Below are 20533 nucleotides of genomic sequence, written 5' to 3'. Positions count from 1 at the left end.
CATGTTCGCAGACACGATAAAGAGGGCGCTGGCGCCGGAGTTGGCGCGCAAGAAGTCGCAGGAGCTTCAGGAAGCAGCGGCTCGGAAGACCGACGCCATGCGTCGGCACGAGTACATGGTGGCGCGTCGTTCCATACTGGGTGAGCTTTCCGCGATGCCGGTCACCGCCAGCCAGGAATGCATCACGAATGCGAAGGCTGCGCGGCGCCGCGAACGGATGGATTTGGTGAGCAGTGAAGTGGTTGCCTGTCCGAGGCACGCCGCGCAAGCGGCGCGTCTGCGCAGGAACATGGATGAGGTTGAGAACATGCGCTGCGCCAAGCATGTGTATCTGGCGAACGATCCCGACGCTCCCCCCGAATTGCGAGACAACCCGCCGCCGGGGTTTCTCAAACCGACGGCTGAGCAGCTTGAGAAGATGGGTTTAAACGAAAAAATGTTGAAGCCAGATGATAGCCATTTCAGGACTGCTGTTTACGTCAAAGATCCCGCAGTGTGGGGGCTGGACCCGAGGCCGCCTGCTGTGTTGGCGTTCCGAGGCTCTACTATGGCTGAAGATGATTGGGAGAACAACTTCAATCAAGATGCGAATGAAGAGGCGCCCTATTATAAAAATGCCGTGGAAATTGGAAACCGTTTAGCTGCTAGGGGGGCAGATATGCACATTGTGGGGCATTCGTTAGGTGGAGGATTAGCTAGTGCAGCCCAAGGCGGCAGTGGTCTTACAGCTTCAACGTACAACGCTGCAGGACTGCATCCGGCAACTGTAGCCCGATACTCAACAGACTTAAATCACATGGCTGCTGAGGCTGAAAAAATCACAGCGATTCGGGTCAAGGGGGAAGTACTTACATCTACTCAAGAGAACCTGTTCCAATCCTGGGGGCTCTCTCTTTTGGCCAACAAGGCCATCGGAACAAAGGAAGACATCCCCCCCTCGCACGACAAAGAATATATTGACCAACTTAAGCAGGCAAAGAAGGTAGATGCTAAGGAAAAATATGGAACTTATTTACATGGGATGGATGAAGTAATTGATTCAACAGAAAAACAAAAAATGGAAATCGAGACAATATTGAAAGGTTGCATGAACGGTAGGAGGAAAAAATGATCAGTCGCTTTTTGAACACACTAGGTGCCATCATCAAAACTATAGGAGTTATCGTCATGATGACTACAACAGCCGAAGCCGCACCCAGGTTCAAGTTGAGGGGTCCTTCATACTACTTTGCAGATAATGGCACGTTGACATTGCTCACTGCTGCGCTGGCAGGAGATGTGCGCGCGGCACAATTGGCTGTAGCTCAGGGGGCAGACCCAAACGCTGAAGGCCCCCTCGATAACAAGTACAATCGACTGAGGCCGCTTCATTATGCTATCGCAGCGAACAATAAGGATGCAGTCACAGTTCTAGTTTCGGTCGGTGCGGACCCGGAATTGCCTGCGTTAGGCTATGGGAGGTCTTTTTCCTTTGCAATGACATTGAAAAATCTAGAAATATTCTCTTTTTTATTAGATTTGAGACCAATTAACACGCTTTCGAAAGACACCATGGAATACATTATCTTCGGGGCAGCAAGAAAATCGTGCTGGAAATGTTTACAAGCATCTTTAGAGCGTGGTGCGCCCATTGATTTCCCAGATGGTGCAGGGTACACAGTGCTAATGACCGCCATGGATCTACAGGATTACGATATGGCCGAATGGCTGCTTCAAAAAGGTGCCTCTATACATATTGCCCCCCCCAGTGGTGTAACTCCTGCTTATTCAGTCGAGTTTCACCTAAAGAAGTACATCCCCGGCAGCCCCACCTATAACAAAGTGCTTCATCTGAAGGAAATGATGGCGGAGCGCGGTGCGGTTTTCCCTGCGCCTTCCCCCGCCGAGGTTCGGGCCAGGAGAGAGCGGGCAAAAGCCTCTTCTCAGCCCTAAGATTGAGGGCGTCTTGGGCATTGCACCATCACAACGGCACTGGAAGCATATGCGGTTGCCGGTGTATGGGTGAAGCAACTTTATTGGATTACGGACGCAACGGGAGAGAAAGATGCTTGGACGTCTTATTAATTCCCTTATCACTGTGGTCAAAGCAATTGGAGTAATCATCATGATGGTTACAACCACCGAAGCCGCATCCAAGTTCAAGTTGAGGCCCCCTTCATACTACTTTACAGATCGGGGCACGTTAGCTTTGTTGACCGCTGCGATGGCGGGAGATATGCGCACTGCACAACTTGCAGTAGCTCAGGGGGCGAACCCAAACGACGAAGGCCCGCTCGACAACAAATACAATCGGTTGAGACCTCTTCATTACGCGATCGCAGCAAATAATAAGGAGGCTGTCAAAGTTCTAATTTCAGTTGGTGCGGATCCGGAATTAAGTGCCTTAGGCTTCGGGAGGTCTTTCTTGTTTGCGATGACATTGGAAAATATTGGGATGCTATCGCTGTTGTTGGATTTGGCCCCGATTTCCACGCTCTCCAAAGATACGATGGAATACATCATTTTCGAGGCGGCAAGTCAACCATGTTGGGAATGTTTACAGCTATTTTTAAACCGCGGAGCTCCTATAGATTATCCTGATGGTGCAGGATACACCGTGATGATGTGCGCGATGGATATACAGGACTACGATATGGCCGAATTGCTGCTTAAGAAAGGCGCCTCTGTACATGTAGAGACCAAAAATGGTGTAACTCCTGCTTATTCAGTCGAGTTTCACCTAAAGAAGTACATCCCCGGCAGCACCACCTATAACAAGGTGCTTCATCTGAAGGAGATGATGGCGGAGCGCGGTGCGGTTTTCCCGGCGCCTTCCCCTGCCGAAGTTCGGGCCAGGAGAGAGCGGGCAAACGCCTCTTCCCATCACAAGGACTGAGGCCCGCATGGCGTTCACCCAACAGGACAGGCTTTTATCCATAAGCACAGTACTCGGCGACGACGTTCTGCTTTTAACCGAACTGAGCGGGGAAGAAGGAATATCGCGCAGCTTCAGGTTCGAGATGTCTCTACTTTCGGAGCAGCACGCTATCTCGTGCGAGTCACTACTGGGAAGTAACGTGACCGTCTCGATCGCTCTTGCCGACGGCAACAGACGATACCTGAACGGTATCATCTCCACCTTTTCGCAAGGACGGACCGCCAGCGAGGAAGGCGAGGATGCGAGGTTCTCTTCATTTCGCTGTAACGTGGTTCCCTGGTTCTGGTGTCTTAGCGAAAGCGCCAACATAAGGATTTTCCAGAACCTGTCCACCCCCGAGATAGTCGAACGCGTCTTCGCGGATCATGGCTTTTCCTGGTACCAACTCCAATTACGCGGGAGCTATGAGAAAAGAGAGTTCTGCGTGCAGTACAGAGAAACAGATTTCAACTTCGTGTCGCGCCTGCTCGAAGAGGAAGGCATCTCCTATTTCTTCAGGCATGAAAAGGGGCGACACACCATGGTCCTCGCCGATTCCCCGGACGCGCATCTTCCTTGCCCTTTCCAGCGGAAAGCCTCATGTCTGATCAGTGCCAGTGGCACCCGCGAAGAAGATGTCATCACCTCCCTAGACATATCCCGACAGCTTCGTTCTACAACATATTCCCTCAACGATTACAACTTCATGGTCCCTCGTACCAGTCTGAAGGTGCAAAGCAACACTCCCGGCCACTCCGGCACTATTCGCGAGGTTTACGATGTTCCGGGCGGCTACGAGCAACTGGCTCAGGGGGAACGGCTGGCGAAGATACGAATGGAGGAGGAAGAGGCACGTTCAGTTATTGTCACAGGGGGGAGTGACTGTCGTGCCTTTGTCAGCGGCTACCGTTTCATCTTAACGGGGCACGGCAACGCGAACCTCGATGGTAAGGACCTGCTTCTCGTGTCGGTCCGTCATGATGCCATGGAAGGGTACGGTACCGATGAGCCGTCGAGCTACCGAAACAGTTTCGACTGCATCCCGTACCATACTCCGTACCGTCCGCCGCGTCTGACGCCAAAGCCCGTTCTGCAGGGAGCCCAGACTGCGGTAGTAGTGGGACCGCCGGGCGAGGAAATCCACACGGACCAATACGGGCGGGTGAAGGTTCAGTTTCACTGGGATCGCGAGGGAAAGCGTGACGACAAAAGTTCCTGCTGGATCAGGGTGAGCCAGCCCTGGGCGGGCAGCGGCTGGGGCGCCTTGTTCCTGCCGCGGGTAGGACAGGAGGTCGTCGTGGACTTCCTCGGAGGAGACCCGGACCGCCCCATCGTCATCGGCCAGTTGCACAACGGTCAGAACCTGCCGCCGTACCAGCTGCCGCTCCAGAAAACGAGAAGCTGCATCAAGTCGTGTTCGACTCCCGAAGGGGGAGGGTACAACGAACTGTGTTTCGAGGACAAGAAGGGAGAGGAGCAGTTGTACATCCACGCTCAACGGGAGCAGGTGACCCGAGTAGAGGAGGACTTACTGGAATGGGTAGGGCAGGACCGTCACCTGGTCGTAAACCGGGACCGGTTGGAGAAGGTGTCGCGCGACCAGCACCTCGAGGTGCTGGGAGATTGCAATGAAAAGATCGACGGAACCCTGTCCGTGTCAGTAGGCGCCGATCTCCAACTGAAGGTGGAGGCGACGTGCGCCCTGCAGGCGGGAGAACTGATTCAGATAAAGGCTGCCAAGAACGTCGTAGTTGAATCTTCAACGCAACTGTCACTGAAGGTGGGAGATAACTTCATCAATATTAGTGCTGCCGGGGTCACCATAGTCGGCAAGATGGTGCTGATCAACAGCGGCGGCTTGCCTGCGTTTTGCACCGGAGCATCCCCGGAACATCCGAAGCCACCAAAAGAAGCCGGAGGGGCTGGTGCGGCGAGTACCGGCGCAACACAGGTGGCCGACATTTCACAGGCTAACCCTCAAACAAGGTCTTTTGAAAGAGCGAATGCGGTACATACACCATTATGCGACAGATGACCATGACCGTAAATCGGCTGGTCCGGCCGACAGTATGAGGGAAATGATGATTCAAAGCCTTGAAGGTCTAATCTTCTCAAGCGGGTGTCGCAGTCTTAGTCTTTTCAGTATCCTTGATGGCGCCACGGTGCCGGATCTCCCTGCGGCTTTGGCCTCTTTCGAGGCGGAGCACTTCTGCCTGCTGAGAGGCGTGCTGCCTCCCGATCTGGCGCAGGTAGCTCCCTACCTTGTATCGCTCAGGCAGGGCAGTCCTTTCACCAACTGGTTACTGGCGAAAGGGTGGGGCAGGCATTGGGGGATCTACGGCGGGAGTGACGGCAAGATGATTGAGCTGCGCAAACATTTCCGACATTTGTTCCATGTGTCGGATGACGCCGGCAAATCATACTACTTCAGGTTCTACGATCCGTACGTCATACGGAACTATTTACCGAAGTGCACACTGAAGGAAGCGACGGAGTTTTTTGGACCTGTGCAATGGTACCTTACCGAGGACGGCATCCCGGGGATAGCTAGAAAGTTTTTCCTGATCGACAACGCGCTGCGCGATGACAGGATGGCAATCGCACAGCCTCACAAGAACGTTGAGGAGGCATCATGGAAATACGGACCGAACAGATGAACGACGCTGCACACGCTGCCTATCTGGAGCGTCTCGACGCTGCGTTCGAAAGCGACCTCGCCGACTACCACAGGATCGAACGTGAACAGCGCCTCCAGTTTCTTGCCGCCGCAGTCGAACTGGCTGAAAACAAGGGGTTCAGCTCGGAGCAGGGGATAGCCTCCTATGTCCTGGCCCTTTGGTACCTGGACATCGACTTCGAGGATAAGAGCGACGAACTGGCGTCGTTGCTCTTGTCGTCTCTGCCAGAGGTGCGTCGCGTACATGCCATGAATCAATGGGTGGAGACGCTTTTGGGAGAGCCGGACAACATTGAGGCTGCGGACGAGGCTTTGAAAAAGGCGCTGCACCTCACAGAGCCTTGGGGCAACTGACATAAAGGCATACGCCCCGGCCTCCAGCGCCAACAGAAGCCGGGGCGACTGTCACCGTTCCCTCATCACTTTTGACCACCGCTTCCTCGGTAGTATCACACAGATGCACTCACCAGAAATTTAGCTGTTGACATCGGACCACTTCTTCTTTATAAAACTGATAACAGTTTTCATTATCGCCGAGTCGGTTCACCGGAATAACCGTGTGCCAGTGCGATAAGGTGTTGAGAGATTATTGGTATTCTCTGTGAGGAGCTGTGGAGGGGAGATGAAAGTTGCTGTTGCTGTGAAAGAGGATCTGACAGCGGTGCAAGGTGTCGAAGCGGCGGGTTCAACACGCGGATTGCGGACTTCCTGGCAGGATTTTGCCGGGCTCTACCCGACGGAAGAGGAATGTCTCGCCTCCTTCCTGGCCCTAGAGCTTGCCGAGGTGCTGCAGGGCGCGAAACCCGCGAACCTCGTCTGTCTCACCAACAAGCGCCGCTCCTGCGGCAGAAACCTTTACCTCCTCTGGAAAGAGCACGGCGAGGTCCTTCTCGCGGAAAGCGGCCTCAAGGTGCGGGTGCTCGACGACCGCGGTTCGTCGATCCTTCTCCTGCTCTACTCGCAGCAAGCGCTTAGCGAACTCCTTTCGCAAAAAAGCGCCTCCATCATCCTGCGCAAATCCGGTTACGGCAACCCGGATGATCTCGACGCCACCCTCGATGAACTGGAAAAACGGGTGACGGGGGAGGGGTTCCCGCACGAGATCGGCGTCTTCCTCGGCTATCCGCTGAAGGACGTGGTCGGCTTCATGGGATGGGCGCCGCTGGCCTTCACCTGCCAGGGACCCTGGAAGATCTTCGGCAACCCGGAGCAGAGCCTGCGCCTCGCCGAGTGCCACCGCGAGTGCCGCGGCAGGATGTCTGAAAAGCTCGCCGCCGGCTGCAGCCCCTTGCAGTGCTTAAGAAGCGTCGCAGCAGGAGTCGCAGATTCCTACAACGCAGTACCAACCGTTTTTTTGTCCGTGTCGTGAAAATGAATGTCAAAGCCCGCAAGCCGGGCAGGAGGGCGTTATGTGCATAGCTCTGATCGGGGGGATGGATCGCTTGGGTAAGCACTACCAGGAAGAGGCGCAACGTGCGGGGATGACGCTGCAGTTCTTCAGCACCTCGGAAACGAACATAGCATCTAAACTCAAAAAGGCCGACGCCATGGTCATCTTCACCAACAAGGTGTCGCATCGCGTGAAGATCGAAGCGATGCAGGTGGCAAAGGCGAAGGACATACCGGTATTCATGCATCACGCCTGCGGCATCTGCACCTTCAGGAACTGCCTGGAGTGTCTGAAGCAGGGGCACTAGCCGTCGGCATAACGTATTTCATGTTGCACCGGACCTGTGCTACGTGTAGCCTTGTTTGACACTTCCGCCGTACAGGACCCGCATGCCCGATGCCAGCAACCAGACAATCAAAAGGATGATAACGACCGGGGTGCTCCTTGCCCCGGTCGTCGTCCTCTGCATCCTCTACCTCGACGTCCCCCTTGCACACTTCGTCAGGGACTATCTCTACGCCAACGCCCACTGGTCCAGAACTACCTCTGACCTTCCCGATCTGCTCTCGTTCGTGGTGCTCATATCCATGGCAGGGTCGTTCGCGATCTACCTACGTCGCTCCCGACACGCCATCTACGATCGGCTCACCCTCTTCGCCAGGGAGGTGCTTTGGGTCGCTCCATCCTCCTATCTGGCAAAGGCGCTGCTGAAAATCGTCTTCGGACGCAGCAACACGCGCTGCTGGTTGCGCGACCCAAGCATCTACGGCTTCCACTGGTTCCAGATGAAGGAGCACTGCGAGGGGTTTCCTTCCGGACACATGATCGTGATCACCGCACTCCTCGCCGTTTTGTGGCGCTTCTATCCCGGCAGCCGCATCTTGGTGACCGTCACCGGGGTACTGCTCGGGCTCGCCCTGGTCACCACGAACTACCATTTCCTGAGCGACGTCCTTGCCGGCGCCTATCTCGGCGTCCTGCTGGAGATCGTCCTTTTCCACTGGCTCTTCAGAAAGCAGGACCCCGGCGGCGCCACCTCGTAAATAGCTTTCGTATACGGCCACTTCGCCCGCGGCGCCGCGTCAGGTGCGGCTTTTGCGCCTGCTTTTTCCCTTGCATCCGAAGCCGAAATCCCTTATATTTCAACGGCACATCAAGGAAATAGTCAACGTTAAACCAACGATACGTAGCAGATGGCGGAGCAGGGAGCACCGCACTCAGATAACGCATGGAAAGGGTTTAGCCGCCTCGGTTAAGCCCTTTTTGTTTGAGCATAAAAAGGTCAGGGAGGCCCAATGGAAAGAAGAACTTTAACGGCAGGAGATATGGTTGATTCGCAGTGCACGCGTTGCAAGGCGCTCTTGAACCACACCATCGTGGCGATGGTGGGGGGACAGGTGGTGCGGGTTAAATGCAACACCTGTGGCAGCGAGCACAACCATCGTCCCGCGAAAGAACCAAAGGCCGCCGCAGTGAAGGGAGTAAAGGCTGAAAAAGTGGCGAAGACGCCGCGCACCAGGGCGGCAAAGGCCCCGGCCGTCTCGGATGAGGCGATCTGGGAAGCGATGATCGAACCGCTCGATCCGGACCTGGCTGTAACGTACAGCATGGACGGAAAGTTTAAGCCGAACACGCTGATCGCCCATCCCGTTTTCGGCACCGGCGTCGTCGCCGCCTGCCAGTCCGGCAAGGTCGAGGTCGTCTTCAAGAGCGGTCGCAAGCTCCTGAGGAGCGCCTGCTGATACGAAAAGCACGCTGTTTATCAAAATGAGAAAGGGGCTGTCGGAATGATCCGGCAGCCCCTTTTTTTGTTCATCCGAGAATTACGGAGGAACCGAAAGTGTGTTCGCTCGAAAGGATGAAGGATGCCTAAAGGTTCCCCCCTTTGCGAAGGGGGGACAGGGGGGATTTGCCTTTCGTTGGCACAGCTGTCCCCCCACCTCGTCTTGCCCTCCATCCCTTACTTCTTAACCCTGAACCCCGCCCGCTCCCATGCGGACGCGTCATTGGCCGGTTTCTGCTCCCTTGCCTTTGGCTGTCCCTTCGGCGCCGCACCCTTTTGCGCCTTCTCCGGCTCGGCCTGCTTTATGGAGAGTGAGACCCGCTTCGTCTGCGGGTCGGCGGAGAGCACCTTCACCTTCACGATCTCGCCGACCTTCACCGCCTCGTTCGGGTCCTTGCAGTAGCGGTGCGAGAGCTGGCTTACGTGCACGAGGCCGTCCTGGTGCACCCCGATGTCGACGAAGGCGCCGAAAGCGGCCACGTTGGTCACCACCCCCTGCAGGATCATCCCCTCTTTCAGGTCGGCTATGGTGACGACGTCTTCCCTGAAGGTCGCAGTCTGGAACTGCTCGCGCGGGTCGCGCCCCGGCTTTTTAAGCTCGGCCAGGATGTCCTTCAGGGTCGGAAGGCCGATGACCTCGGTGACGTAGCGCTCGAGCTTGATCCCGGCGCAAAGCCCGGCATCGGCGGCGAGCTGCGCCACGGTGACCCCCAGGTCCGCCGCCATCTTTTCCACGACCACATAGTTCTCCGGGTGCACCGCAGTGTTGTCGAGCGGGTTGTCGCCGCCGCGGATGCGCAGAAAGCCCGCCGCCTGCTCGAACGCCTTCGGTCCGAAGCGCGGCACCTTGAGCAGCGCCTGCCTGGTCGGGAAGGCGCCGTTCTCGTCGCGGTATTTCACGATGGCGCGCCCCTGGCTCTCCGAGATGCCCGCGACGTAGGAGAGAAGCGCCCATGACGCGCTGTTCAGGTCGACGCCGACGTAGTTGACGCAGGACTCCACCACCGCGTCGAGCGCCTTCTTCAATAGCGACTGGTTCACGTCGTGCTGGTACTGCCCGACCCCAATGCTCTTCGGGTCGATCTTAACGAGCTCCGCCAGCGGATCCTGCAGCCTGCGGCCGATGGAGATGGCGCCGCGGACGGTGAGGTCCAGCTCCGGGAACTCCTCGCGCGCGATCTCCGACGCCGAGTAGATCGAGGCGCCCGCCTCGTTCACCATCACCGTTTCGGCCTTCACCCCGGCCGCGCGCAGCGTCTCGCGCACGAACACCTCGGTCTCGCGCCCGCCGGTGCCGTTGCCGATGGCAATCAGACGCAGGTCGTGACGCTCGATGAGGCGCAGCAGTTCCGCCCCGGCGCTCTCCGCCTTCGGGCCGCCGGTGTGCGGGTAAATGGTCGAATGTTCAAGGAAGGTCCCGGTCTCGCCGATGGCGGCGAGCTTGCAGCCGGTCCGCAGCCCCGGGTCGACACCGAGGACGCGCCTTCCCCCGGCGGGGGGGAGCAGAAGGAGGTTTCTAAGGTTCTGCGCGAAGACGGCGATGGCCGCCTCGTCCGCCTTCGTCTTCGCCTCGAGCCTCAGCTCCACCTCGATGGAGGGGGCGATGAGCCTCTTGTAGGCATCGAGGGCCACCGCTTCCAGCACACCCTTGAAGACGCTCTCGCGTTTGACGAGCCCCCCCTTCAGGCGCGCAACGATCTCCTCTTCGGGCGCCAGGAGGTTGAGGCGCAGGACCTCCTCCTTCTCGCCGCGGCGCATCGCCAGCATGCGGTGCGACGGGATCGTTTTGAGAGACTCCTGGTATTCGTAATACATCTTGAACTTGCCTTCGCGGTCCGCCCCCTCGCCCAGGAGTTGGGAAGAGAAGATCCCCTCCCCGCGGGTGAGGTCGCGCACCATGGCGCGCCGGTCGGCGTCCTCGGAAAGCTGTTCCGCGATGATGTGCGAGGCGCCTTCGAGCGCCGCGTCCGCGTCGGCCACACCGAGTTCGGCGTTCACGAAGGGGGCCGCAGCTTCGGCGGCCGTCCCGGTGGTGAGTTCCTGGGCGAGAACCAACTGGGCGAGCGGCTCCAGGCCGCGCTCGCGCGCGATGGTCGCCTTGGTGCGGCGCTTCGGCTTGTAGGGTAGGTAGAGATCCTCGAGTTCGGTCTTCTTCCGGCAGGTGGCGATGCGGGCGGAGAGCTCGGGGGTGAGCTTTCCCTGCTCCTCGATGCTTTTGAGCACCGTCGCCTTGCGCTCGGCCAGTTCACGGTGGTAGGCGAGCAGGTCCTCGATCTCGCGGATCTGCACCTCGTCCAGTTCGCCGGTCTGCTCCTTACGGTAACGCGCGATGAAGGGGACGGTGCCCCCTTCGTTCAAAAGAGCCACCGTGGCGAGCACGCCCCTGCGCGGCAGCCCGCTTTCTTCTACAACGATTTCAAAGAGTTCCTGTGTATCTGTCGCGTGCATGGTCAAAAGTAACCCTCCCGAAAAAAGAGGTCCTTCTTACACTCTTTGGGGCCCGGGGGCAAGAACTTTCCCGCCGCGCGCTAGGGGAGGAAGCCCTGCTTCTCGTAGTCGGCGAGCTTCCTGTAGAGGGTGGCGACGCCTATGTTGAGCTCCGATGCGGTGCGCGCCTTGTTGTTGCCGGTGGCTCTGAGCGCCGCGAGGATATATTCCCGCTCCACCTCCTCGAGCGGGCGCACCGATTCGACGATCCCCGCGCGCGGCAGCGCCGACCTCAGCTCCTCGGGAAGGTCCTCCAGGTCCGCCCTGCTGTCCTCGCAAAGCGCCACGGCATGCTCCACGGCGTTCTGCAGTTCCCGCACGTTTCCGGGCCAGGTGTAGCGCAGGAGCTGGTCCGCCGCCTTCGGGGTGAAGCCGGTCACCTTGCGTCCCGCGCGCCTTGAGGCCTGCTCCAGAAAGATGCGCGCGAGCGGTAGGATGTCCTCGTTGCGCTCACGAAGCGGGGGGACGCGCACCTCGATCACGCGCAGTCGGTAGTAGAGGTCGCGCCTGAAGTTGCCATTGCTCACCTCGTCCGAAAGGTTGCGGTTCGTGGCGGCGACCACCCGGATGTCCACCGGCCGCGAGACGTTCTCTCCCACACGCCGTACCTCGCGCTCCTGCAACACGCGCAGAAGCTTCACTTGCATCGCCGGGGAGACCTCCCCTATCTCGTCCAGAAATAGCGTCCCGCCGTGGGCCGCCTCGATCAGCCCCATCTTGTCGCGGTCCGCACCGGTGAAGGCCCCCTTCACGTGTCCGAAGAGCTCGCTCTCAAGGAGCGTTTCGGTGAGAGCGCCACAGTTCACCGCCACGAAAGGGCGCCCGGTGCGCGCCGACTCCTCGTGGATGAGGCGCGCGATGCGCTCCTTCCCCGCGCCGCTCTCGCCGGTCACGATGACCGAGGAGTCGACCCTCGCGATGCGGCGCGTCAGCTCAACCACACGCCGCATGGCGTTCGAGCGCGCCGTGATGCAGCCGACCTCCTCGGTTGGCGCGCTCAGGCAGGACATCTGGCGCCGCTGCTTTTTCAGGCGCTCCTCCGTTTCCCGCAAAGCTTTAGCCAGGTTCTGGAACACCTCGTCGCCGCTTTCCGACTCGAAGTAGGGTAGGTGCGGCTCGAGCGCCTCGCCCCACTGTTCCCTGGTGCGCCCCTCCACGTGACAGACCGCGTCCCCCTTGCCGCAGCAGCGGTCCTCGATGAAATAGACCTTCTCCCCCGCCCAGTAAGATACGTAGCCGCTTGCGAACCCGGTCAGGGTCCAGCAGACCGGCTCCTCCGAGAGCCCGAGATGCAACAGATGCTGCTCCACCTCGTAGGAGTCGTACCAGAAGGACTGTACCTTCGGCTCCCCGTCCGCGCCGTCGCTGCGCTGGTTTTCCTCGACGCGGACCATCCCCTGCAGCATGTGCAGCTTGGGGCCGGTCCAGCTGTCGGCGAAGAGATCCGGAAACTCCATCTTGAGACTCTCCGCCGTCCTCATGCCGTGCGTGTAGCCGAACCGGGTCAGGATGCTCCTGGCCGCCGCTGTCCCGAGCGAGTCGATCAGCTCCTTGCGCAAAAGCCCGAGCGCGACGGCGTCGAAGAGGAGCACCCTGCGCCCCATGAAGAACATCGTCCCCCCGTCGGGACGAAAGGAAAGTAGCTCGCGTAAATCCAGATCCGTCGATTGCATCCCCGCCTCCTTGCACGCCTACCATAATAATAAGAGACCATATCATAATGATAGGCAATTTCCTCGTTGTATACGTATCAATCTCGTAACGCACCGATATCTCATTTGTTTATCCGTGGCACGTTCGCTGCTATTCCCACGTAACAAGCACGTTTTCTGCCAGACCGGGCGGGTTCCGGGAAGGATGCGCGGTCCGGCGCGTTCCCAAAACCTACAAAAACAATGGGAGGTTCAAGTGAAGAAGAAAGTTCTCGTATCCCTGTCGCTTCTGGCGGCGCTCGGCGCGTGGGGAAATCTCATGCCGGCGCAGGGGGCGACCATCAAGGGTAAGCACGCCTCGGAAGGACTGGGCTGCGCCGACTGCCACAAGACGGATAAGCCGACGGCAGCCGCGGAAGTGGCGGCATGCCTCGAATGTCATGGCGGATACGACAAGATGGCCGAGCGCACCAAGGCGATGCACAACAACCCGCACGACTCGCACCTCGGGCGGATGGCATGCCTTAAGTGCCACAAGGTGCACGCCCCTTCGGAGTACCTCTGCCTGGAGTGCCACAGCGATTTCGAATTCAAGGACAAGTAGCCCGGACCCTAAAGTACGCGGCAACGCCGCGTCTCACCAACCCCGCAAGCGGGGCATCTAATGGAGGAATCGATGAGAAGAGTTCGTGGTATCGCGATGGTGTTCGTCGCCGTTCTCGCCTTCGCCGCACCGGCCCTGGCTGAGAAAGAGATGAACACCGACGTAGTTGTGGTGGGCGCCGGCACTTCCGGCCTGGCGGCCGCGGTCGAGGCGCTGCAGCTGGGCGCCAAGGTGGTCGTTCTCGAGAAGCAGGCAAAAGTAGGCGGCACCGGCAGCTTCTGCGAGGGGGTCTTCGCGGCGGAGAGCAAGCCGCAAAAGCGCATCGGCATCGACGTCAACAAGGACTTCGCCTTCAAGCTGATCATGAACTACAGCCACTGGAAGGCGAACGGCGCGCTCGCCAAGAACTTCGTGGACAAGTCCGCCGAGACCATCGACTGGCTTGACGACCTCGGCGTGAAGATCGAGTACGTCGGCGTCGGCGGCTTCGGCGGCCCGCTCACCTGGCACGTGATCGCCCCCGGCCCGGACTACCCGGATAAAAACCCGAGGGATTTCCACTGCCAGAGGATGATCAACGTGTTCGAGAAGTACGTGATCGATCACGGCGGGAAGATCCTCCTCGAAACCCCGGGCACCGAGCTGATCACCGACAACGGCAAGGTGGTCGGCGTGGTGGCCAAGGAGAAGTCGGGTGAAACGCTGAAGATCAGGTCCAAGGCGGTGATCGTCGCGACCGGCGGCTTCGCCAACAACAAGGAGATGATGAAGAAGTACGTCGAGTACCCGGAGGTGATCCCGGTCGGCAACATCGGCAAGGACGGCGACGGCATCCAGATGGCGCAGAAGGTCGGCGCCCAGCTCGAAGGTATGGGGACCGTTGAGGCCTACCGTCCCGGTCTTCCGGGCTTCCACCCGGCCGACCAGATGATCGCCCTCGCGGTGCAGCCCTACTTCTGGGTCACTCCGCGCGGCGAGCGCTACGTTGACGAGTCGAGCGTCGAGTTCTGGCCCTATGCCGGCAACGCCATCACCAGGATCGGCGGCACCGCCTACTCCATCTTCGATGAGACGACCAGGAAGCAGGCCGTCGAGAAGGGGATCGAAATGCCGCTGGGCGAGTGGGTTCTCCAGGGCACGAAGCTCGTGAAGTTCGACGAGTCCTTCAACAAGGAACTCGCGAGAAAGCGCGGCTTCGCCTTCAAGGCTAACACCATCGAGGACCTCGCAAAGCAGCTCAACATGGATCCCAAGATCCTGAAGGCGAGCGTCGAGACCATGAACAAGTCCGCCGCCGTGCGTGAGGACAGCCAGTTCAACAAGAAGTCCAAGTACCTCCGCCCCATCGCGAACGGTCCCTTCTACGCCGTCAAACTGCTGCCGCGTCACCTTGGGACCCTGGGCGGCGTGAAGATCAGCGGCAACACCGAGGCGCTGAACGCGAAGGGTGAGCCGATCCCGGGTCTCTACGCGGTCGGCACCGACTCCGGCGGGATGTACGGCGACAGCTACGACCTCCTCCTCGGCGGGGGCACCGCGGGCTACGCCATCAACTCGGGCCGCATCGCGGCTGAGAACGCACTGAAGTACGCAGGGATGAAGAAGTAACGAGGAGAGCCTGCCGTGGCGCCCGCCGCCGCGGCAGGCAGTGCAAAACGATCAACGACTACCAATCGTAAGGGGATCTGTACATGAAGAAGATGAATTTAGGCGCCATGGCACTGGCCGGCGTACTGACATGCTCCGCACCGGCACTGGCCGTCGACCTCAACGCCTACGGCAACATCAAGCTCGGGACCTTCTGGACCCAGAACAACTTCTACAACGCTGCCGGCGACAAGAGGCACGACAGCGACTTCAGCCTCGACAACTTCGGCGACAGCTTCGTCGGCGTCAAGGTGAAAGAAGGCGAGTACTCCGGCGTAGCCGAACTCGGTCTCTACAACCCGAAGGCGTACTCCAAGGGTGTGGAAGTTCGCCTCCTCTTCGCCGAGTGGGATTTCGGCCAAGGGAAACTGCGCATCGGTAAGACGCCGAGCCCGTACGTGTTCCGCTCGCAACAGGTCTGGGACAGCGACGGCGGCTTCAACGGCTACGGCTCGCTTTGGGACGGCCGCTACGCGAACATCAAGGTGACCATGAACAACGGCCTCTACGTCACCGCCATGCAGCCGCGCGTCGGCAACCAGGCCAACAACACCACCAACGTCTCGCCCAACGCCGACGTGACCGCGGCCTACAGCCAGACCGGGAACAGCTACCAGACGACCTACACCGACTACGACACCATGCTCCCGAAGATGGTGGTCGGCTACGAAGGGAAGCTCGACAACTGGAGCTACGGCGGCGGCGTCGCCGGCAACATGTACAAGGTCACCAGCTCGGTCAACGACTCGACCCCGATCAAGCACGACATCTACTCCTACCTCGCCTTCTTCCATGGCAAGGTGGATCTCGCACCGCTCGAGTTCAGCTACAACGTCTTCGCCGGCCAGAACACCGGCGACCTCATGAGCACCGCGACCGGCAACGGCACCGGCAACACCCTCGCCAACCCCGGCCAGGCCAACGGCGCCTACTACGACGTGCTGCACGGCAAGAACTCGCACACCTACGGCGGCTTCGGGCAGTTGGGTTACCGCGTCACCGACCGTGCGACGCTCTACACCGGCGCCTCCTACGTGGTCGACGACAACTCGATCGCCCACACCGACGCCCGCATGGCCTCGTTCGTCAACGTGAACTACGCCGTCGGCAAGCACTTCAACATCGTCCCGGAGGTCGACTACATCAACGACTTCAAGAACTCCCTGGGGCAGAAGGAGCCGCGTTCCCTGATCGCCGGCGCCAAGTGGCAGATGAGTTTCTAGCAGGTGAAAAGACCGCGGGGGGGGCTCTCCCCCCGCACTTTGAGGACACGCATGGAACGGAACAGCAACGGGTTCTCCCCGCAAAACGGTTGCCTCGGCTCCCTCGACGAGTGGGACAGCCGCCACCGCAGCATCATCGCTCGCCTGAACCGGATCGCGGAAAAGGCGCGCCGGCAGCCCGGCTGTGATCTGAGCGGCGAGCTGGACCAACTGGTGAACGAGACCCTGAGGCATATCGGGCCGGAGGAGAGCTTCATGGAATTGGTCGCCTTTCCGATGGTGCGTGAGCACAGCATTCGCCACCGCTCCATCAGCATCGATACCGCGAAACTCCGTTACCAGCTGCAAAAGAGGGAGGACGCCCTGCCCGATGCGCTGGAGCGGATCCGCCTCATGTGGCTCGAGCACATCGAGGTGCACGACCGCGCCTTCGAGCTCTTTCTCACCTCGCGGGGGTAAACCATGGGAGACCGCGCGCCGCTCAAGACACTTTTCCTGGTCAACTTCGCCGTGACGCTTGGCTTTGGCATCGCCGACGCCTTTTTCCCGACCTACCTTTTCGGCCTCGGCGCCCGCGGAATCATGCTCGGGCTGCCGCTGGTTCTTTATTCCCTTTCCAAGATAATATTCAGCCCGGTGCTCGGAGCGTGCGCGGACCGGGTCGGCTACCGCAGGATCGTCCTTGCGAGCCTCTTTCTCTACCTCGCGGTATCCGTCGGCTACCTCTGCACCCGTGATGTCCTTCAGCTCATCCTGCTACGCCTCGTTCAGGGGGTGAGCTGCGCGATGTTCCGTCCGGTCATCCTCTCCATGGTCGGAAGCGCCACCGGAAAAGAGGAGCGGGGGAGGGTGATGGCGACCTTCGACATCTCCTTTTACGCGCCGCTCGGCCTCGGGCCGCTGATAGGTGGAGCCTTGAAAGACACCTGGGGCTATCCCGGCATCTTCGCCGCCGTGACGCTTTTAAGCCTCGCCGCCTTCCTCTTCGCGTTGCGGCGCCTGCCACATGCTGCCCTCCGCGCGGGGCGCTCTGCGGTGCCGGGGGGCGTCGTCCCGCTTTTGGGGCTGCAGCGCGGCAGCTACCGCGGCCTTCTTGCCTTCATCTTCGGGCGCGCCTGCGGCATCTCGCTTTCCGGCTCCTTCCTACCCATCCTGCTTAGCAGCAAGCTGGGGCTTTCCGGGCTGCGCTCGGGACTCGTGCTCGCCTCGGGTACCGCCGCGATGACGCTTTTGCTGCGCCCGATGGGGATCCTGTCCGACCGGGCGCCGCGCCCGCTGCTGGTGCTTCTCGGCGGCGGCGCGGTTTCCCTTTTGTACCTGCTCATTCCCGCCGCAACAAGTTTCGGCTCCATGCTGGTACTGGCGGTCGCCATCGGCGTTTTCAGCGTCGTCTCCCAGCCGGCGAGCAGCGCGCTCCTCGTCGAGGAGGGGACCCGGTACGGCATGGGGGCGACCGTGGGGACCTTCAACGCCGTGCTGAACGCCGGGTTCGTGGCGGGGCCGCTTTTGGGAGCACTCCTGCAGGGAACGCTTGGGCTCACCGCCGTTTTTCACGCGGCAGCTGCGGTGGGACTTGCCGCCGTGGCCCTGTTCGCCGCCGAGCTCTGGGGGGGCGTGCAGCTCTCCGCCGCGGCACCGCCTGAGCACGAAGAAGTTGCCGTTGTCACCACGCGCGCCAGCGTCTCATGTGAAAGCGCTCCGCCATTCTCTCACGCCGCTTGACCGGGCCTCAGAAAACCGCTATTCTGGCCAAATTTCACATGAGAGGGCTACTTATGGCACGTCCCAGCTGGGATGAATATTTCATCGAGATCACACGCCTGGTCGCCAAGCGTTCCACCTGCCTGAGACGACAGGTCGGCGCGGTACTGGTGAAGGACAAGAACATCCTCGCCACCGGCTACAACGGTGCGCCATCCGGGACTGCCCACTGCCTGGACATCGGCTGCCTGAGGGAACAGATGGGCATACCGTCCGGTGAGCGCCACGAACTCTGCCGCGGCCTGCACGCCGAGCAGAACGCCATCATCCAGGCGGCGAAGCACGGCACCTCCATTGAAGGGGCGACCCTGTACTGCAACACCATGCCCTGCATCATCTGCTCGAAGATGGTGATCAACTCGGGGATCAAGCGGGTGGTCTACCTTACCGGATACCCTGACCAGCTGGCGGAGGAGATGATCCGCGAGTCCGGCATCCTCGTCGAGAAGTACGAGGAGGCGCAGCCATGAAATGCCCCTTTTGCGGATTCAGCGACAGCAAGGTGATCGACTCCCGCCCGGACAAGGGCGGCGCCGCGATACGCCGTCGCCGCGAGTGCGAGTCGTGCGCCAAACGCTTCACCACCCACGAGCGCGTCGAGGAAGTGCTGCCGCTAGTCACCAAGCGTGACGGCAGGCGCGAGCCCTTCGACCGGATGAAGCTCGTCGCCGGCATCCAGAAGGCGTGCGAGAAACGCCCCGTCTCGGTTGATACCATCGAGAAGCTCGTTGATCGCCTCGAAACGAAGATGCAGGAGTCGGGTGAGCGGGAGATTCCGACCACCACCCTCGGCGAGTGGATCATGTCCGAGCTGCACGCCGTCGACCAGGTCGCCTACGTCCGTTTCGCCTCCGTGTACCGCTCGTTCAAGGACATCAGTGAGTTCATGGTCGAGCTGCAGGACCTCTTAAAGAAATAGAAGCACGGCATGAGCACCCGGGTTCCCACTGTGCGAAGGTTCTTTAAGGGCCTGGGAACATGTAGTACAGCTACCTATTAAATCATTGCACTTGCCCCAGCGTCCCCCCCTTTGCGAAGGGGGGGACAGGGGGGATTTGCCTTTAGACCTGCGATCCCTTCGAACTGTGCAGGCTGAATGCAGATACAGGCAGCAGCTGTTTGGACGTGCCAACCAAAAAGCAAATCCCCCCCGGCCCCCCTTCGCAAAGTGGGGAGTTTGAACAAGCGGGAAACGTGCGATCACGCGCCGCGCGGCGCGACTGAGACAGGGAAAACCAATGTCCGCAACCCATCAAAAAATGATGCGCATGGCGCTCGCCGAAGCGAGAAAAGGGGTGGGGAAAACCGCTCCCAACCCGGCGGTCGGGTGCGTCATCGTGAAGGACGGCGCCGTCGTCGGCAAAGGGTGGCACAAAAAGGCGGGCACGCCGCATGCCGAGGTGCACGCCCTGCGTGCCGCGGGGGAAAAGGCAGAAGGTTCCGATGTCTATGTGACCCTCGAGCCCTGCTCCCATTTCGGCAAGACCCCTCCCTGCGCCAAGGCGCTCATCGAGGCCCGCGTTGCGCGTGTCTTCGTAGCCATGGTCGACCCGAACCCGGTCGTCTCGGGCAACGGCATCCGCATGCTCGAAGAGGCGGGGATCGAGGTCGAGGTCGGGCTTTTAGAGGCCGAGAGCCGCGCGTTGAACCTCGGCTTTATCAAGTGGATGCAGACCAAGCGCCCCTATGTGGTGCTGAAGAGCGCCATGACCCTGGACGGGAAGACCGCCACCGCAGGAGGCGATTCCAAGTGGGTCACCGGCGACGCCGCGCGGCGCGAAGTGCACCGTCTGCGCGGGAAGCTAGACGCCATCATGGTTGGAGTCGGCACCGTCATCAAGGACGACCCGCTGCTCACCTGTCGCGTCCCCGGCGGCAAGGACCCTCTGCGGGTCATCGTCGATTCGACGCTCAGGTTGCCGCTGCATGCCGCCCTTTTCAGTTTGAAGTCCGAAGCGAAGACCGTGATCGCCACCTGCAGCGGCAACCTCGCGCGGATCGACGCGGTGCGGGCGCGCGGCGCCGAAGTGCTTGTCTGTCGGCAGAAGGAAGGGCGCGTCGATCTGGAGCATCTTTTCGAGCGTTTGGGTGAGCGCGGCGTGCAGTCCGTTCTGCTTGAAGGGGGGCATCATCTGGCCGGAGGCGCGCTGAGGGCGGGGCTCATCGACCATTGCATGTTCTTCCTGGCGCCGAAGCTCGTCGGCGGCGCCGGTACCGGTCTTTTCGCCGGCGAAGGCGTGCCCCTCATGGCCGACGCTATCCGCCTGGAAGGGATGACCGTAAAAAAGATAGGAGCCGACCTTCTGGTGGAAGGAAGCCCGGTGCAGCCCGGGAAGCCGCAATAGCGAGCAGCCGTCCGACAGTCCGACAGTCCGACCAGTCCGACTAGTCTGACTAGTCTGACCGGTCTGAC

At 60.1% G+C, this 20533-nt stretch carries 20 protein-coding genes; 18 read left to right on the top strand and 2 right to left on the bottom strand.

Features of this window, described 5'->3' with window-relative positions; genetic code table 11:
- The first annotated feature begins 1 nt into the window (after position 1).
- From E8L22_RS15790 to E8L22_RS15745, 10 genes are all read left to right on the top strand, one after another.
- A complete protein-coding gene (locus tag E8L22_RS15790; RefSeq protein WP_136526055.1) occupies positions 2-1111 on the top strand; it encodes a DUF2974 domain-containing protein in 1110 nt (369 codons plus the stop codon).
- The gene (locus E8L22_RS15785; RefSeq protein ID WP_136526054.1) at positions 1108-1932 is read left to right on the top strand and encodes an ankyrin repeat domain-containing protein; all 825 of its coding nucleotides are present in this window, start codon (positions 1108-1110) and stop codon (positions 1930-1932) included. Before E8L22_RS15790 ends, E8L22_RS15785 begins: the two co-directional genes overlap by 4 nt.
- Positions 1933-2044: 112 nt before the next feature.
- A complete protein-coding gene (locus E8L22_RS15780) occupies positions 2045-2875 on the top strand; it encodes an ankyrin repeat domain-containing protein (RefSeq protein WP_136526053.1) in 831 nt (276 codons plus the stop codon).
- A gap of 7 nt (positions 2876-2882) precedes the next feature.
- Entirely contained in the window at positions 2883-4931 is a 2049-nt protein-coding gene (locus E8L22_RS15775) for a type VI secretion system Vgr family protein (protein WP_136526052.1), read from the top strand.
- 43 nt (positions 4932-4974) lie between these two features.
- Positions 4975-5553 (top strand): DUF4123 domain-containing protein, encoded by a 579-nt coding sequence (locus tag E8L22_RS15770; RefSeq protein WP_162604845.1) that lies wholly within the window; start codon positions 4975-4977, stop codon positions 5551-5553.
- Complete coding sequence (locus E8L22_RS15765; RefSeq protein ID WP_136526050.1) at positions 5529-5927, top strand: hypothetical protein; 399 nt, start codon at positions 5529-5531, stop codon at positions 5925-5927. The genes E8L22_RS15770 and E8L22_RS15765 overlap by 25 nt, the downstream gene beginning before the upstream one ends.
- 268 nt (positions 5928-6195) lie before the next feature.
- The gene (locus E8L22_RS15760; RefSeq protein ID WP_136526049.1) at positions 6196-6942 is read left to right on the top strand and encodes a DUF3793 family protein; all 747 of its coding nucleotides are present in this window, start codon (positions 6196-6198) and stop codon (positions 6940-6942) included.
- A 40-nt stretch (positions 6943-6982) separates the two neighbouring features.
- Positions 6983-7270, top strand: a complete 288-nt coding sequence (locus E8L22_RS15755; protein WP_136526048.1) for a DUF2325 domain-containing protein — start codon at positions 6983-6985, stop codon at positions 7268-7270.
- A gap of 82 nt (positions 7271-7352) precedes the next feature.
- On the top strand, positions 7353-8006 hold the full coding sequence (locus E8L22_RS15750) for a phosphatase PAP2 family protein (RefSeq protein ID WP_136526047.1): 654 nt from the start codon (positions 7353-7355) through the stop codon (positions 8004-8006).
- Positions 8007-8258: 252 nt separating this feature from the next.
- Positions 8259-8705 carry a hypothetical protein gene (locus E8L22_RS15745; RefSeq protein WP_135870929.1) on the top strand — a complete coding sequence of 149 codons (447 nt, stop codon included), beginning with the start codon at positions 8259-8261 and terminating at the stop codon, positions 8703-8705.
- 218 nt (positions 8706-8923) lie between these two features.
- Here E8L22_RS15745 and E8L22_RS15740 read toward each other — a convergent pair whose 3' ends face one another.
- Both E8L22_RS15740 and E8L22_RS15735 read right to left on the bottom strand, forming a co-directional pair.
- Entirely contained in the window at positions 8924-11194 is a 2271-nt protein-coding gene (locus tag E8L22_RS15740) for a Tex family protein (RefSeq protein WP_136526046.1), read from the bottom strand.
- A gap of 80 nt (positions 11195-11274) precedes the next feature.
- Positions 11275-12906: a sigma-54-dependent Fis family transcriptional regulator gene (locus E8L22_RS15735; protein ID WP_136526045.1), complete on the bottom strand. Its 1632-nt coding sequence runs from the start codon at positions 12904-12906 to the stop codon at positions 11275-11277.
- Between the two features lie 235 nt (positions 12907-13141).
- Here E8L22_RS15735 and E8L22_RS21405 point away from each other — a divergent pair, with 235 nt between their 5' ends.
- From E8L22_RS21405 to ribD, 8 genes are all read left to right on the top strand, one after another.
- Entirely contained in the window at positions 13142-13489 is a 348-nt protein-coding gene (locus tag E8L22_RS21405) for a cytochrome c3 family protein (protein ID WP_162604844.1), read from the top strand.
- A gap of 72 nt (positions 13490-13561) precedes the next feature.
- Complete coding sequence (locus E8L22_RS15725; protein ID WP_246044668.1) at positions 13562-15097, top strand: FAD-dependent oxidoreductase; 1536 nt, start codon at positions 13562-13564, stop codon at positions 15095-15097.
- Positions 15098-15180: 83 nt separating this feature from the next.
- A complete protein-coding gene (locus E8L22_RS15720) occupies positions 15181-16359 on the top strand; it encodes a hypothetical protein (RefSeq protein ID WP_136526043.1) in 1179 nt (392 codons plus the stop codon).
- A gap of 51 nt (positions 16360-16410) precedes the next feature.
- Positions 16411-16818, top strand: coding sequence for a hemerythrin domain-containing protein (locus E8L22_RS15715; RefSeq protein WP_136526042.1), 408 nt, complete (start codon positions 16411-16413; stop codon positions 16816-16818).
- Between the two features lie 3 nt (positions 16819-16821).
- The gene (locus E8L22_RS15710; protein WP_136526041.1) at positions 16822-18081 is read left to right on the top strand and encodes an MFS transporter; all 1260 of its coding nucleotides are present in this window, start codon (positions 16822-16824) and stop codon (positions 18079-18081) included.
- A 53-nt stretch (positions 18082-18134) separates the two neighbouring features.
- On the top strand, positions 18135-18590 hold the full coding sequence (locus tag E8L22_RS15705) for a deoxycytidylate deaminase (protein WP_136526040.1): 456 nt from the start codon (positions 18135-18137) through the stop codon (positions 18588-18590).
- A complete protein-coding gene (nrdR, locus tag E8L22_RS15700; protein WP_135870944.1) occupies positions 18587-19039 on the top strand; it encodes a transcriptional regulator NrdR in 453 nt (150 codons plus the stop codon). The genes E8L22_RS15705 and nrdR overlap by 4 nt, the downstream gene beginning before the upstream one ends.
- A 319-nt stretch (positions 19040-19358) precedes the next feature.
- On the top strand, positions 19359-20465 hold the full coding sequence (gene ribD, locus E8L22_RS15695; protein WP_136526039.1) for a bifunctional diaminohydroxyphosphoribosylaminopyrimidine deaminase/5-amino-6-(5-phosphoribosylamino)uracil reductase RibD: 1107 nt from the start codon (positions 19359-19361) through the stop codon (positions 20463-20465).
- Positions 20466-20533: the final 68 nt, after the last annotated feature.

The organism is Geomonas ferrireducens, assembly GCF_004917065.1.
GTDB lineage: Bacteria > Desulfobacterota > Desulfuromonadia > Geobacterales > Geobacteraceae > Geomonas > Geomonas ferrireducens.
This window is presented reverse-complemented; position numbering and strand designations above follow the sequence as displayed.